Here is a 16,331-nt window from a genome sequence, read left to right as displayed (position 1 = left end):
CCCTATTAACTGAATTTCTTACCGAAACCTAAAATATCAAGTGGGAATGAAAGTCCCAGTGAAACATCTGGTGCATCTTCGGTCAGCCCTAATCCGACCGTACCATTTACAATGGTTTCTGGGGATACACGCACTCCTAAAGAAATCGCAAAAGTCGAGCTAGTCTGATCAGCGGCTGAATAGCTTTCACCCGTGTGATACTTAAATTCGGCACCAGTATTAAAGCTTTGCTGATAAGACATAGTCATGGAAACATCATAGTTAAATGAATAAGCAAAACCGAAAGCGAAACCACCACTAATTCCTGGTTCAAATTCTTCAATAATTCGTGTACCACGACGCTGATCTAAGCCTGATTCCTTAAACCCATAATTTGCAGAAACAGAGGCAAATAGCACCACTGGATCAATATATTTACGTGTACTCGCCCCTACACCTGCTGAGTAATACCCCTTACCTGCAGCCAGATCTTTTGCTGCATTAATTTCATATGGGCTATCACCTGTTTTAGTCGACAAATTGGCAAATAAAATAAGTGGTAAACGACCTGCTTTTAAAGGGAATGGCTCCCAACGTGCACCTAGACTAATATCCCCTAATCCTGCTGTAGAGGTATCTTTTAATAAATCTGTTTTAGCCACTAAAGGTAAGGAAGCTGTTAAGGTCAGGTTATCTTTCACCCCGTACTGAAAAGTGAAAGTATTGGTCAGGCTATGTGTTGCATTTTCCTGAACACGGAGCTGATACAACTGGCCCTGTGCCATTTCCATATCGAGTTGTGTATCTCGATAATAGGTATAATCAATATCGTAATAGGATGAAATTTCGCCTTGTTTAATAAGTGAGTATTGACGCTCATTTGAAGTAAATACTTCTTCTAGACTTGCTTCCTGAGTAGCATCTCCTTCTTTTTTCTGTAAGGCTTGAGATGCATCTACTGCTTGAGTGGCTGGAGCTTCAGCAGGTGCAGCTGTTTCAACAACAACTTCTTCCTGAACGGTTTCATATCCTCCCAGTTCAGGCTCTGCTACAGCTTCCTCCTGAACTGTTTCATACCCCCCAAGTTCAGGTTCTTCTACAGCTTGAGTTGCTGCTGGTTCAGGCTGAATATCAACGGATGCAGCAGTCTCGACTACTTCTTCCTCAACCGTTTCATACTCACCCAGTTCAGGCTCATCCGCAGCCCATGCCACTCCCATGACCATCTGAATGCTGAGCGCCAAGAATGTCTTGTTCATCCATTTACTGTTCATATCCATTTCACCATTTTTAATTTTTCTATAGCCATCTTTTCGTTTTATTTATTCTTGTAATAAAGTCTGAGAAAATTATATTGATATTCCCCAAATTTTTCTGAATCTACATTACGGTTACGATCCATGCGGATGGTCGATGCTTTATCGGCAATTTTATCCATATAGAACTGTGGATACTGCATATCAACTAAAGCATAACGGTTAATGGTTGCATCTTCGACATGACGCATATCCGACTCTTTTAATGCCAAAAAGTTTTTTCGATATTGTTCAGGAACATTAATTAAATATAAAGTATTGTTTTCCCAAACTTCCTTAAATCGCTGTTCATCAAAACTGATATTACCCAGTGCTGGATCGGCAACATACACCCGTCCATTTTTATAAGCTTTGTACACGACAAAATGTTTAAATCCTGCATAGGAAATAGGAACAATGGCGGGTTGTCCCTGTTTAACCAGATCTTCAAATTCTCCGCGATAGCCACCACTTTCCAGGCCTAAGGCAGCAACAAAACGCTTCATATCAAGAAGGGAAAAGCTACGACGTTCGATGATTTTATCCGTTTCACCAAATTTCATTAGGCCATTCATGACTTGCTGCTCATCCAGCCGAGTACCCACATAGCCATTTAATAAAGTCGTAAGTGCTGCTGAACCACAACTATAATCGTAAGCCTGACGCACAATCCCCTGAAACTGGTCTAACAGTGCAGGTTTGACTTCCACATGTTCGCGGTGCATACGTACGAAAGAATCATTTCTTGAATCAAGAACTTCAGTATAGTGAACAGCGCCTGGTGGCTGTTTTTTAATATCCAGAGCTTCTTTGGCAGCGTAATACATCAATGCCGAGCCCAATGCAATCTCTAACATATTCTTTTACTTTTCTTATCATTGGCATGATGTGCCTAATTTTTCTTTTTATAGAGTCTTCACTCTACTTCCCTGTAACTAGAAAGATACCTTCTTTTTCAAAAAAATACAGTCTTTTTTTATTTTTTTAGATAGATGTTGTAGTCATAAAAAAAGCGCGTGTAAACACGCGCTTTTTTAAGGTAAAAATTAGTGACCAGAAATGGTAATAATTGCACCTTTTGCATATTGGCCAGTTCCAGGGCTAAAGTAAGTTTGCAGACCTTGGATTTCCATATCACCAATTGATGCTGCATTTTGGCTACCTAGGTGAATACCTTTCACATAGTTATCATGTGCACCACTTGTACTCACAATACGAATGAAACCATCGTTTGCAGTTGATTCGCCAAATACACTGATGCTTTGGTTCAATGTCAAATCTTTAGTACCAGCATCGGTTAACTTGATGCTTTCAATGAAGATTTCACCTGGGCCTGAGGTGTTTACACCTGTAGCAACTTGTTGACCAGCTGTTGAGTTATCGAAAATACCCAAATCTGTAATTGTTAAGCCGCCAGTCATTGTTGCATTCAACTTAATCATTGCACCCTGTGGAGCAGCACCTAATTGAATATTGGCAGACATTGGACCTGTTTTAAGTGATAGGCCAGATAAAATCGCATTTTCCTTACCAGCACCACCACGGCGAATACTAGTAGCTGAAGCTAAACCACTTTCATAATCTGTAAGAGATGAAGCTGATCCCACAACCCCAATTTCACCGATGTTGATATCTAAGCCAGATACTTCTGCTGCAATGTTGATAAACGGGTTACCAGCACCAGCATCTGAGTCAATGGTTAAATCTGCAAGGTTACGTGAAGCTAGTAAATACGCACCATTGTCATCGTAGTTTGCACCAATCACGATACCATTAGCTGTTGTTCTACCTTTACCATTTGCTTTGATATAGATCGCACCTGCTTCACCAGTACCACCCACAATACCCTTAGCAGCCTCTCCAGGGCGAAGAACAACTCCATCATTATTATAAATTTCAATAACACCCGCTGTTGCAGTAGAATCTTCAGCTAAACCATCATTATCATGGATAAATAGTTTTTCAATTTCAATTTTTGAAATACCGATACCGATTTTCAAACCGTCCTGACCTGTAGTCGCGCTTAGAGATGCATCGTCCAGTGATTGCATCGCCATTGCGTTTGCACTAAAAGCAACTGAAGCAGCTAAAGCCAATTTTGTGAATTTTTTCATTGTTTACTCTCCCAAGAGTACTATTTTTTTTGGTTGTGAATCACTCAGTGCCGACGTTGTGTTTTTTATTTTCTGACAACGCAAAGCATCTTTCCTTGAGTAATTTTGCTCGCCCACTTAACTTAACGTCGAGTCATATTTTGATCAACTGTCGTTGGTCGCAATATTGAGCTTACCGACAAACGGTATTTGATGATTTAGAAATATTTTTTCCTATTCTTGATATAAAATACCGGCTCATATCGGAATATGCGCTACTGAATGAACGAAGCTACTTACCATTGTCCTTTAAGTTTTGCATCTCTTCAGCTTAAAGATCTATTGTATGCATTAAGCCCCTTAGATCACCTGATATATTTAAATAATAATGGGCAGCCTTTTATTGCCTGCTGTGCACAGAAATATTTCATGGTGCAGGATGGACAAATTCAGTCATTTAAGAGAGTGGATATCGAGCAATATCAGGCTGATATAGCTGAACTCATCTTAGAGCTTGAGCAAACTCCAGATATTAAAGCGAATAAATTTTCTGGGGGCTATGTTGGGTTTATTGGCTATGATTACGCTGCTCGACAGCACACCCAGTACCCAGAACGAGCTCAACCTGGCCTATTTATCGGTCAGTTTGATTCTTATATTAAGTTTGAAGCTGATCAATGGGTATTCTATAGTCATGATCTGCAAGCAGAAGATATTTTCAATCATCTTCAAAATCTATTAAATCAAGCCTCTATACCATCACAATTTCAATTAAAAACCCTTTGCAGCCCACGTTGGGACAAATCTCGCTATGCACAGGCATTTCAGGATATTCAGGATTATATTCTAGCCGGTGATTGTTACCAGATTAACTTGACCCAGGAATTTACAGCACTGGCTGAAGGTTCATTATTAGAAACTGCACATGCTTTCTGGACATTAACCAATGCGCCATATGCGGGCTATCTTCGTATAGGTGATTTTGAATTATTGAGCTGTTCACCTGAACTGTTTATTGATTTTGAAGCACATCGAAAAATTGTCACCAAACCGATTAAAGGTACCATGCCACGTTTTGCCGATCCGGTGCTTGATGAGCAATCCAAACAACGCTTAAAAGACTCAAAGAAGGATCAGGCTGAAAATGTCATGATTGTAGATTTACTACGCAATGACCTCAGTGTTTATGCAGAAACAGGTTCAGTCAAGACACCTAAACTATTCAATATTGAGTCATTTAATCAGGTACATCATATGGTCAGCGAAGTCGAAGCGACCTTAAAAGAAGGTGTGCATCCTTTTGATGTATTGCTGTCTGCACTTCCAGGTGGATCAATTACCGGTGCACCAAAGATTCGTGCCATGCAAATTATTGAAGAGTTAGAAGGTGCTCCACGTGGAGCGTATTGTGGTTCATTAGGTTATTTTAATTTTGATGGAACAGGAAGCTGGAATATTCTGATTCGCTCGATTCAGAAATATCAAGATGAGGTTTCACTTTGGGCTGGTGGCGGAATTACGATTTCTTCTGACTGTGATGCAGAATATCAGGAGTGTTTTGATAAAGTCGAGGCCATGCTGGATTTACTCAATACCTGGTATAAACCCGAATAAATAAAAAGCGGCTCAACCGAGTCGCATTTTTAATCCCTCCTAACCTCCCTTTAAAAAGAGAGGAATAGAGTTGTTCTTTATTAAATAGAAGGTTTGGGATTACGCCAAAATATCGGTTTTCAATGTATCCACTAAACGCTGATTTTGCTCATCTGTACCAATGGTAATACGTAAAAATTGATTGATACGAGGTCTATTAAAGTAACGTACGATAATGCCGCGTTCCCGTAATTCAGCTGCTAACTCACCTGCATCTTTTGATGGTAGTGAAGCAAAAATAAAGTTCGCACTTGATGGCAAGACTTTGAAACCGAGCTCATTCAACTGATTAACCAGTTTTTCACGACTGGCAATCACTTTAGCATTTTGTGCTTCAAAGTATTCCTGATCTTCGAATGAAGCCACTGCAGCCGCAATCGCAAAACGATCCATTGGATAAGAGTTAAAGCTGTTTTTTACCGCTTCAAGCGCCGCAATCAGATGAGGTTGAGCAATCGCGAAACCAACACGTAGGCCTGCTAAAGAGCGGGATTTTGAAGTCGTCTGACAGACTACTAGATTCTCGTATTTATCAATCAAACTCACTGCTGATTCAGCACCAAAATCTACATAGGCTTCATCAATGACGACCACTGAATCAGGATTCGCCTGCAGAATTTCTTCAATGGCAGACAAACTAAGCGCAATACTGGTTGGCGCATTCGGATTGGTGATAATAATGCCGCCATTTGGCTGTTTATAATCATCTACCACAATTTCAAAATTTTCATTGAGTGGCAAGATTTTGGTTTTGACACCAAAGAACTGGCTATAAACCGGATAGAAGCTATAGGTAATATCTGGATAAAGCAGTGGCTGTTCCTGAATAAAGAAGGCTTTAAAAATATGTGCCAAGACTTCATCAGAACCATTGCCTACAAAGACATTTTCAACAGTAACATTTTGCTGTTTAGCTATGGCATATTTTAATTCAGATGCATCTGGATCTGGATAAAGACGTAAAACATCTGCGCCATTGGCTAAAACTTTTTGCACCGCTTCCACGACTTTCGGTGATGGTGGATACGGATTTTCATTGGTATTTAATTTTAAAAGGTTTTGAATTTTGGGCTGTTCGCCTGGAACGTAAGGCTCTAGCTCACGGACTTCAGGGCTCCAAAAACGCATTTGCTCTATTGTGATATTCGACATTTTCTATTCTCAAATTCCCTCTCCTTTTAGGAGAGGGTTAGGGAGAGGTCAAATAATTCCCCTTACCTAACCTCTCCCGAAGGGAAAGAAATATCTTTTATTTAATATAAGTATTTAATTACTGATAACGGTAGCGTGCTGAACGGGCATGCGCATCCAGATTTTCCTGCTGTGCCAGAACATCTGCAGTTTTCGCAAGGGTTTTCACACCATCTTCAGAACACATAATCAGGCTTGAACGTTTCTGGAAATCATACACACCCAGTGGTGATGAGAAACGTGCTGTACCCGATGTCGGTAATACATGGTTTGGACCTGCACAATAGTCACCAATCGCTTCAGGCGTATAACGTCCCATGAAGATCGCACCGGCATGGCGAATCTCTTCAGCCATTTCTTGAGCTTCATCCAAACACAGCATTAAATGTTCAGGTGCTACTTGGTTAATCAGCTCAATACCTTCAGCACGATCTTTCACAAGCACTAATGCACCACGATTGGCAATTGAAGTGCGGGCAATTTCTGCTTTTGGTAGAGCTAGCAAATGCTCTTCAATTGCTTGTTCTACTTCATTGAGAAGCTGTTCATCAGGCGTAATAAATACAGCTTGAGCAACAGTGTCATGCTCAGCTTGAGATAACAAATCCATCGCTAACCATTTGGCATTGTTCTGCCCTTCTGCATAGACCAGAATTTCTGAAGGACCAGCAATCATGTCGATACCGACCTGACCAAATACTGCACGTTTTGCCGCAGCCACAAAACGGTTACCTGGACCAGTGATTTTATCGACACGTGGAATGGTTTCTGTACCATAGGCCAATGCAGCAACCGCTTGTGCGCCACCAATGGTAAATACACGGTGTACGCCAGCCAGATAGGCAGCAGCCAAGACCAATGGATTCAGTTCACCATTTGGAGCAGGCACCACCATAACAATTTCACCTACACCTGCCACATGTGCAGGAACAGCATTCATTAACACCGAAGATGGATATGAAGCCAAGCCACCTGGTACATAGATCCCTACGCGATCCAATGGCGTCACTTTCTGACCCAAGGTATTACCTAGAGCATCGACATACGTCCAACCATCCTGTTTTTGTGCCTGATGGAATTCGCGAATACGGTTTGCAGCCAATTCTAAAGCTTCACGCACTTCAGTCGTTAAGCCTTCGAAAGCTGCTTTAAGTTGCTCTTGAGTCAGTTCCAAATCTGAAAATTGATGCGCTGGATGTCGATCGAACTGCTGAGTCAATTTAAGAACATGAGCATCACCATGCTGACGTACGTCAGCAATAATTTGGTCTACAGTTTTTAAAAGTTCAGGATCATTCACGGTTTCAAAAGCCAACAAGTCAGCAAACGCTTGCTTGAAGTTTTGATCTTGTGTCGATAAACGTCGCATCAATTTACCCATAAGGTTTGAATTCGAAGGCTTTAGTTTACCTGTTTTCAAAGACTTTGTCGGTAGCTAGAACAGACTTGTGCTATGAGTTTTATTGGAAATAGCTTTTGATAAAATTGATGAAAGCATTAGACTTCTTATCTTTTTGAACACAAATAAAAAACCGCCCAAAGTGGACGGTCTTTAATACAGCGTAAATTTAAGCTTTTTTCGCCTGTTCGCGTGCTTCAACCGCTTGTTCAAGCTGGGCAAGAATTGGATTCAGCAATGCTTGCTTACGTTTAAAGCTGGCTTTGTTCACAATCAGACGTGAAGAGACTTTGCAGATTTCTTCAAGTGGCTCAAGACCATTGGCACGCAGTGTATTGCCTGTATCGACCACGTCAACAATGTAATCACCTAAACCCACCAATGGTGCAAGTTCCATTGAACCATAAAGCTTGATCACATCAACCTGTTCACCGAGGCTCGCGTAGTATTGACGGGTCAGATTCACGTATTTAGTCGCAATTTTTAAACGGCCTTTCGGACGCTCCATGCCGACTTTACCTGCTGTCATCAATTTGCAGTTGGCAATTTTAAGATCTAATGGTTCATAGACATTTTGCGCGCCATGTTCCATCAACACATCTTTACCTGCTACACCGATATCTGCCGCACCATTCTCAACATAAGTCGGCACATCAGAGGCACGTAAAATCAGGATACGCACCTGTTTATGCGTGGTTGGAAAAATCAGCTTTCGTGATTTATCCGGATCTTCCAGCAGATTAATCCCTGCCGTTTCAAGCAGAGGTAAAGTTTCTTTTAAGATACGGCCCTTGCTTAATGCTAACGTTAAACCATGATCAAAATTGCCCATTACGTCAAAGTTTGGATCATCGTTTCTCATATCACTCATTAACTTACTCGCTTAATTTGGGCACCTAAACCTTGTAACTTTGCTTCGACATCTTCATAACCGCGGTCAATATGATAAATACGGTCAATCAATGTTTCTCCTTCGGCTGCAAGTGCTGCAAGAACTAAAGAGAATGAAGCACGTAAATCTGTTGCCATCACAGGCGCTGCAGAAAGTTTTTCTACACCTGTTACGACAGCATCATTACCTTCGACCTGAATATTGGCTCCCATACGAGCCAATTCAGGAACATGCATAAAACGGTTTTCAAAAATCGTTTCAGAAATTGTGGCAAATCCACGGCCAATGGCATTGACTGCCATTAACTGGGCTTGCATATCTGTTGGGAAATCTGGATGTGGCAAGGTACGGAAGCTCACTGCTTTCGGACGTTTACCCATCATATCCAGTTCAATCCAGTCATCACCACGAGTGACTTCTGCGCCCATTTCCTCAAACTTATCCAGTACAGCTTCCATTAAAGCCGGATCTGTATGCGTGGTTTTAACACGTCCACCAGTAATGGCTGCAGCAGCCAAGTAAGAACCGGTTTCAATACGGTCGGCAACCACTGCATATTCACAGCCATGCAGGCTTTCTACACCGGTTACCACTAGCGTATCGGTATCCAGACCTTCAATCTTCGCACCCATCTTGATCAGCATTTGGGCAAGATCGGTAATTTCAGGTTCACGAGCCGCATTACGAATCGTAGTCACACCATCCGCCAATACTGCAGCCATCAGAATATTTTCAGTACCACCCACAGTCACCATATCAAAGGCAACTTCACCGCCTTTCAGACGACCATCGACTTTAGCATGGACATAGCCGGCCTCAACCTCAATCTCGGCACCTAAAGCTTCTAGTGCTTTCAAATGCTGATCGACTGGACGAGAACCAATCGCACATCCACCTGGCAGGGATACTTTTGCACTACCGTAGCGCGCCAATAGAGGACCAAGCACCAAAATAGAAGCACGCATGGTTTTTACGAGTTCATAAGGTGCAAACTGGTTATCCAAAGTAGAGGTATCTGCAATAACTGTATCGCCTTCATAACTAATCGTGATCCCAAGACCTGCGATCAGCTTTACCAAGGTATTTACATCTTTTAGATTTGGAACATTTTTAAGTGTGATTGGCGTATCAGCAAGAATCATTGCTGCTAATAATGGAAGCGCTGCATTTTTTGCACCAGAAATACGCACTTCACCGTCGAGCTTAATACCGCCCTGAATTAAGAATTTATCCATTAATTGATTAAGCTCCAAATAAGCTTGCTTTACGCCATTCTTCTTTGGTCAATGCACGAATGGTCACAGCATGCACTGCACCACTGGCAATATGGGAATTGAGAGGAGCATAAACAGCTTGTTGACGTGCAACCGGACGTTTACCTTCAAACTGATCATCCACAATACGGAGATCGAATTTTCCGCCCTGACCACTCACAGCAACATCCGCCTCAGGAAAAGCGGCTTTTAAAATTTCAGCGAGCTGTTCATTATTCATCACAAGACCTCTTATAGGACTAAGGGTGTAAAACGAGTCATTTTACTATAAATGTAAAAAATAATTCATTAGTCACATACATTATATATATAAAAAAAGAGGCTTTTAAAAACCTCTTTTTCCCCATTTGGTCGCTTAAATGGCTAAACTCTGATGATTCAGCTGCATTTCGCGATATCGGTCAATCTGTTTTTTTAATTTTTCCGTCAAAATTTTAATCGAGGTATACATGTCATCAGCATTGGCATGGGCAAAAAACTCAATACCCGGTAAACGGACAATCGCTTCTGCGATATGGTTACTGCTGCCTCTTTTTGAGCGCTTATCAATCTGATGATCTTTGGAAAGCTTAACCTGCATGCTGTTCACTTGATCCAGATGTTTGGTCATCTGTGAAAATTTCGTTTTTATAGTTTCTTCAATCGCTGGCGTAATTGATAAATGATGTCCACGAATTGTTATTTGCATAGTTCTATCCCTCACCTTCGTTAGGATCAGAAGAGTCATAGTTAAAAATGAAAAGAATACAATAACTTGCTCAAGCAAAATCGTGATTTAAAGCATTTATTCAGATCATTTTTACCATGCCTCAAAAGAAAAAAAGATTCATTACGATGTCATAATGAATCTCTAGAATAATCAAATTTCAAAAACTAGATCAAGACTTTTCGCTCAGAAGAGGAAGGAATATGTAACGATTCACGATATTTCGCGACCGTACGTCGTGCCACATCAATCCCCTCTTCTTTCAAAAGATTGGCAATTGCATTGTCAGATAAAGGCTTACGTGCATTTTCTTCAGCAATCATTTTCTTAATTTTGGCACGGATCGCAGTAGATGAAGCCTCACCACCTGAAGTCGTTCCCACATGACTCGAGAAGAAGTATTTCAGTTCAAATAAACCACGTGGGGTCAGCATATATTTGTTAGTCGTTACACGAGATACAGTTGATTCATGTAGTTCCACTTCTTCAGCAATATCACGTAAAACCAGAGGCTTCATACCTTCAGGGCCAATTTCTAAAAAACTTTTCTGATGTTCAACAATACAGGTCGCTACTTTCAATAAAGTTTTATGACGTTCATCAATGCTTTTAATAAAGTTTTTTGCTTCCAGCATCTGATTACGAAGATATTGATTATCTTCGCTTTGATCAGCACGACGAATCATATTGGTATAAAAAGAATTTAGTCTTAACTTTGGCATCACATCAGGATTCAACGTCACCTGCCAGCAGTCATTCTTTTTCATTACCACAACATCCGGGATCTGATAATCAGATTCCTTACTTTCAAACTCCAGTCCCGGATATGGTTTAAGAGTTTTCAGCAAATCAACTGCACAGCGTAATTGTTCCTGATTTAAGCCAGTTTGCTTAATGAGTTTTGGTAATTCATTGGTGATCAGCAGCTCATAATGTTGCAGCAATTTAACCGCATCATTACGACAAGGGGTATTAACTGGCAGGCTATCCAACTGAATCAATAAACACTCAGCTAGATTTCTGGAACCTACTCCAATCGGATCAAGACGCTGAATATGCTTAAGAACAACGAGTACTTCATCCTCTTCGATTTCTTCCTCATAATCCATGGAAGATAAAAGATGCTGTACTGATGCAGTAATCTCAGAAATTTCTGCATCCAGAAAACCCTTTTCATCTAGAGAATCAATAATGCAGTAGGCAATCAGCTGATCAATGCGAGAAAAGTGCAGCAGATTAATCTGCTCGAGCATATATTCTTGTAAGCTTTGCTGGCTTTGACGATTGTCTTCCCGCTCTTCGAACTCTGCTGCACCCAGACTTGTCGGTTGATGGGTATAGACATCATCCCAGTCGGTATCTACAGGTAGATCGTCCGGAAGATGGTCTGCATTAAGTTCATTAGTTAAATCTTTTTGACTCGCATCAACAGTAGAAAGACTTTCAACACTGATTTGCTCTTCAACTTTTTCTAACAAAGGATTACTATCAAGTTGTAGCTGGATTTCTTGCTCTAGTTCCAGACTGGATAATTGTAATAAGCGGATTGCTTGTTGTAACTGTGGAGTTAATGACAGCGAGTTGGCAATTCGTAATCCCACTGATAATTTCATATGACCCCCTAATAAAAATCTCGTTTTATAAGCAATTTTCATGCCGTTTTAACTTTTATAACATAGTTTGATAAAAAAACACACAAAACTATAATTATTTCATAAACTTCAACGTCATTTTTATATAATTTTTTAAGCATTATTAATTACTTATTTTTATTAAACAGTATTCAACCAATTTGTAAATTAATATAATTTGACTTAATTTTTTTAAACCCCACGCATAAAAAAAGCCCCCTGCGTGAGCAGAGGGCTTTTGGAATAATGAGCTGGCGATGACTTACTCTCACATGGGAGACCCCACACTACCATCAGCGCTAAGAGGTTTCACTTCTGAGTTCGGGAAGGGATCAGGTGGTTCACTCTTGCTATGGTCGCCAGCACAACTGGTATGCTTACTCGCTATGGTCTTATCTACGTTGCTTGCGCTTCGTTTGCCTAGCTTTCTTCAAATAGAATGCATTAACAGATGTATCTGAGTTCTTGCGAGTAGAACTAAGCAGTGCTTAATTATACTCTCATTTGTTCGATTAGCTTAACTAAATCAAGTTTTCGTCTGATCGTTAGATCAATATGAAATCAATTGACGCTTTATATACAACTGCTTGGGTGTTGTATAGTCAAGCCTCACGAGCAATTAGTATTGGTCAGCTTCACATATCGCTATGCTTCCACATCCAACCTATCAACGTCGTAGTCTTCAACGGCTCTTTAGGAGACATAAAGTCTCGGGGAAATCTTATCTTGAGGTAGGCTTCCCGCTTAGATGCTTTCAGCGGTTATCCCTTCCGAACATAGCTACCCGGCGATGCGACTGGCGTCACAACCGGTACACCAGAGGTTCGTCCACTCTGGTCCTCTCGTACTAGGAGCAGATCCTCTCAAATTTCCAGCGCCCACGGTAGATAGGGACCGAACTGTCTCACGACGTTCTAAACCCAGCTCGCGTACCTCTTTAAATGGCGAACAGCCATACCCTTGGGACCTGCTTCAGCCCCAGGATGAGATGAGCCGACATCGAGGTGCCAAACACCGCCGTCGATATGAACTCTTGGGCGGTATCAGCCTGTTATCCCCAGAGTACCTTTTATCCGTTGAGCGATGGCCCTTCCATACAGAACCACCGGATCACTAAGACCTACTTTCGTACCTGCTCGACTTGTGGGTCTCGCAGTTAAGCGCGCTTTTGCCTTTATACTCTACGCGTGATTTCCGACCACGCTGAGCGCACCTTCGTACTCCTCCGTTACTCTTTAGGAGGAGACCGCCCCAGTCAAACTACCCACCAGACATGGTCCTCGCTCCCGATCAGGGAGCAGAGTTAGAACCTCAATATTACCAGGGTGGTATTTCAAGGACGGCTCCATGGCAACTAGCGTCACCACTTCAAAGCCTCCCACCTATCCTACACAAGTAAGATCAAAGTTCAATGTCAAGCTGCAGTAAAGGTTCACGGGGTCTTTCCGTCTAGCCGCGGGTACACCGCATCTTCACGGCGAATTCGATTTCACTGAGCCTCTGCTGGAGACAGCGCCGCCATCATTATGCCATTCGTGCAGGTCGGAACTTACCCGACAAGGAATTTCGCTACCTTAGGACCGTTATAGTTACGGCCGCCGTTTACTGGGGCTTCGATCAAGAGCTTCGCTTACGCTAACCCCATCAATTAACCTTCCAGCACCGGGCAGGCATCACACCCTATACGTCCACTTTCGTGTTTGCAGAGTGCTATGTTTTTAATAAACAGTTGCAGCGGCCTGGTTTCTGAGGCTGCCAACAGCTCAAGGAGCAAGTCCTATCACCGCCGGCAGCGTACCTTCTCCCGAAGTTACGGTACCATTTTGCCTAGTTCCTTCAGCAGAGTTCTCTCAAGCGCTTTGGTCTACTCGACCTGACCACCTGTGTCGGTTTCGGGTACGATTCCAGTGTAACTGAAGCTTAGAGACTTTTCCTGGAAGTATGGTATCAGCCACTTCACCAGTAAACTGGCTTGCTATCAACTCTCAGCATAGAGTACCCCGGATTTGCCTAAGATACATGCCTACAGTCTTCCACCTGGACAACCAACGCCAGGCTGACTTAACCTTCTCCGTCCTCTCATCGCATTACACTGAAGTATTGGAATATTAACCAATTTCCCATCGACTACGCCTCTCGGCCTCGCCTTAGGGGTCGACTCACCCAGCCCCGATTAACGTTGGACTGGAACCCTTGGTCTTTCAGCGAACGGGTTTTTCACCCGTTTTGTCGTTACTCACGTCAGCATTCGCACTTCTGATACCTCCAGCATGCTTCTCAACACACCTTCATCGGCTTACAGAACGCTCCCCTACCACTTGCAATAAATTGCAAATCCGCAGCTTCGGTACATAGTTTTAGCCCCGTTACATCTTCCGCGCAGGCCGACTCGACTAGTGAGCTATTACGCTTTCTTTAAAGGGTGGCTGCTTCTAAGCCAACCTCCTAGCTGTCTATGCCTTCCCACATCGTTTCCCACTTAACTATGATTTAGGGACCTTAGCTGGCGGTCTGGATTGTTTTCCTCTTGACTACGGACGTTAGCACCCGCAGTCTGTCTCCCGGATAGTACTCATTGGTATTCGGAGTTTGCATCGGTTTGGTAAGTCGGGATGACCCCCTAGCCGAAACAGTGCTCTACCCCCAATGGTATTCGTCCGAGGCGCTACCTAAATAGCTTTCGGGGAGAACCAGCTATCACCGAGTTTGATTAGCCTTTCACCCCTATCCACAAGTCATCCCCTGGCTTTTCAACGACAGTGGGTTCGGTCCTCCAGTTAGTGTTACCCAACCTTCAACCTGCTCATGGATAGATCACCCGGTTTCGGGTCTATACCCAGCAACTAAACGCCCTATTAAGACTCGATTTCTCTACGGCTCCCCTATTCGGTTAACCTCGCTACTGAATATAAGTCGCTGACCCATTATACAAAAGGTACGCAGTCACCACACAAAGTGGCTCCCACTGCTTGTATGCATGCGGTTTCAGGATCTATTTCACTCCCCTCACAGGGGTTCTTTTCGCCTTTCCCTCACGGTACTGGTTCACTATCGGTCAGTCAGGAGTATTTAGCCTTAGAGGATGGTCCCCCTATATTCAGACAAGGTTTCACGTGCCTCGCCCTACTCGACATCATCATATCAGCCCTTTCGTGTACAGGACTATCACCCACTATGGTTGCACTTCCCAGAGCATTCCACTAAAACTGATATGACTTAATGGGCTGTTCCCCTTTCGCTCGCCGCTACTGAGGGAATCTCAATTGATTTCTTTTCCTACGGATACTGAGATGTTTCACTTCTCCGCGTTCGCCTCATAAACCTATGTATTCAGTTTATGATACCGACCTTATAGCCGGTGGGTTTCCCCATTCAGACATCTCCGGATCACAGGATATTTGCCGCCTCCCCGGAGCTTTTCGCAGGCTATCACGTCTTTCTTCGCCTCTGACTGCCAAGGCATCCACCACATGCACTTAATTACTTGACTATACAACCCCAAACAGTCGTTCATCCCTACAAGTAGGATGAGCAACAGATTATGATGATTACTCATCACTCTCATACAGTTGGCGTTTGTGAACTTAATCACTGTACAGCTTCAATTAGATTCATATACCAAAACGCTTGATTCAGTTAATTTCGCTAGTTCTCATTCAATCACTTCAACAATCAATCTTGCGATCTCTTGTTTCCGCTCTTTCATGAGTATGAACAAATTATTTCAACTCAAATATATTCTGTTAATGATTTTTCTCGTCTTCGTCAGATCGAGAAACTGTGATAAATCACAGAGATTATCAAGTGGGACGTATCTTAACGCTTGTACTTGCTAATCTCTAGGATCTACGTACTTGATCGCTTAGGAACTAAACATTCACGCTACTGTATGATTACATACTGCGCGAAGCGTAGCTTCTTGCTTAAATTTCAAGGAAAAGCATGCTTTTCTTGTCTTGAAATTTGGTGGAGACTAGGAGAGTCGAACTCCTGACCTCCTGCGTGCAAAGCAGGCGCTCTACCAACTAAGCTAAGTCCCCAGCTTATCAATTAAGTCAATGTTTCTGTTTTTCTGTATTCAGCATTTATTCAATGCTTTGTTAGTCAGAATGGTGGGTCTGACAAGACTTGAACTTGTGACCCCACGCTTATCAAGCGTGTGCTCTAACCAACTGAGCTACAGACCCTCAGATACATCGTCATGAAGAACAACTTGTT

11 protein-coding genes, 2 tRNA genes and 2 rRNA genes are annotated in these 16,331 nt (G+C 42.4%); 1 reads left to right on the top strand and 14 read right to left on the bottom strand.

Annotated features, from left to right (window positions below; translation table 11 throughout):
- Positions 1-5: 5 nt before the first annotated feature.
- From O4M77_RS02730 to O4M77_RS02720, 3 genes are all read right to left on the bottom strand, one after another.
- A complete protein-coding gene (locus tag O4M77_RS02730; RefSeq protein ID WP_323713779.1) occupies positions 6-1,259 on the bottom strand; it encodes a hypothetical protein in 1,254 nt (417 codons plus the stop codon).
- Between the two features lie 38 nt (positions 1,260-1,297).
- Positions 1,298-2,131 carry a C39 family peptidase gene (locus O4M77_RS02725; RefSeq protein WP_179993145.1) on the bottom strand — a complete coding sequence of 278 codons (834 nt, stop codon included), beginning with the start codon at positions 2,129-2,131 and terminating at the stop codon, positions 1,298-1,300.
- Between the two features lie 189 nt (positions 2,132-2,320).
- The gene (locus O4M77_RS02720) at positions 2,321-3,388 is read right to left on the bottom strand and encodes a DUF6160 family protein (RefSeq protein ID WP_323713778.1); all 1,068 of its coding nucleotides are present in this window, start codon (positions 3,386-3,388) and stop codon (positions 2,321-2,323) included.
- Between the two features lie 261 nt (positions 3,389-3,649).
- Between O4M77_RS02720 and O4M77_RS02715 the strand changes: the two genes are divergently transcribed.
- The gene (locus O4M77_RS02715; protein WP_180053002.1) at positions 3,650-4,981 is read left to right on the top strand and encodes an anthranilate synthase component I family protein; all 1,332 of its coding nucleotides are present in this window, start codon (positions 3,650-3,652) and stop codon (positions 4,979-4,981) included.
- 99 nt (positions 4,982-5,080) lie between these two features.
- Here O4M77_RS02715 and hisC read toward each other — a convergent pair whose 3' ends face one another.
- The 11 genes from hisC to O4M77_RS02660 form a co-directional block, all read right to left on the bottom strand.
- Entirely contained in the window at positions 5,081-6,172 is a 1,092-nt protein-coding gene (gene hisC, locus O4M77_RS02710) for a histidinol-phosphate transaminase (protein ID WP_323713777.1), read from the bottom strand.
- 118 nt (positions 6,173-6,290) lie between these two features.
- Positions 6,291-7,592: a histidinol dehydrogenase gene (gene hisD, locus O4M77_RS02705; protein ID WP_166139574.1), complete on the bottom strand. Its 1,302-nt coding sequence runs from the start codon at positions 7,590-7,592 to the stop codon at positions 6,291-6,293.
- Positions 7,593-7,779: 187 nt separating this feature from the next.
- Entirely contained in the window at positions 7,780-8,481 is a 702-nt protein-coding gene (hisG, locus tag O4M77_RS02700; RefSeq protein ID WP_005234128.1) for an ATP phosphoribosyltransferase, read from the bottom strand.
- Complete coding sequence (gene murA, locus O4M77_RS02695) at positions 8,481-9,737, bottom strand: UDP-N-acetylglucosamine 1-carboxyvinyltransferase (RefSeq protein ID WP_323713776.1); 1,257 nt, start codon at positions 9,735-9,737, stop codon at positions 8,481-8,483. The genes hisG and murA overlap by 1 nt, the downstream gene beginning before the upstream one ends.
- Positions 9,738-9,744: 7 nt before the next feature.
- Complete coding sequence (gene ibaG / locus O4M77_RS02690; protein WP_004783413.1) at positions 9,745-9,996, bottom strand: BolA family iron metabolism protein IbaG; 252 nt, start codon at positions 9,994-9,996, stop codon at positions 9,745-9,747.
- Between the two features lie 135 nt (positions 9,997-10,131).
- Positions 10,132-10,464, bottom strand: a complete 333-nt coding sequence (hpf, locus tag O4M77_RS02685; RefSeq protein WP_004783414.1) for a ribosome hibernation-promoting factor, HPF/YfiA family — start codon at positions 10,462-10,464, stop codon at positions 10,132-10,134.
- Positions 10,465-10,649: 185 nt separating this feature from the next.
- Positions 10,650-12,095, bottom strand: a complete 1,446-nt coding sequence (locus O4M77_RS02680; protein ID WP_125279334.1) for an RNA polymerase factor sigma-54 — start codon at positions 12,093-12,095, stop codon at positions 10,650-10,652.
- Positions 12,096-12,362: 267 nt separating this feature from the next.
- A 5S ribosomal RNA gene (gene rrf, locus O4M77_RS02675) occupies positions 12,363-12,477 on the bottom strand.
- Positions 12,478-12,711: 234 nt separating this feature from the next.
- Positions 12,712-15,603: ribosomal RNA gene (locus O4M77_RS02670) — 23S ribosomal RNA — on the bottom strand.
- A 474-nt stretch (positions 15,604-16,077) separates the two neighbouring features.
- Positions 16,078-16,153, bottom strand: a tRNA-Ala gene (locus O4M77_RS02665).
- A gap of 70 nt (positions 16,154-16,223) precedes the next feature.
- Positions 16,224-16,300: transfer RNA gene (locus O4M77_RS02660), tRNA-Ile, on the bottom strand.
- Between the last annotated feature and the right edge of the window lie 31 nt (positions 16,301-16,331).

Source organism: Acinetobacter sp. YWS30-1, assembly GCF_033558715.1.
Classification (GTDB): domain Bacteria; phylum Pseudomonadota; class Gammaproteobacteria; order Pseudomonadales; family Moraxellaceae; genus Acinetobacter.
Note: the sequence above shows the minus strand (reverse complement) of the source record. Positions and strands in the feature narration are given on the sequence as shown.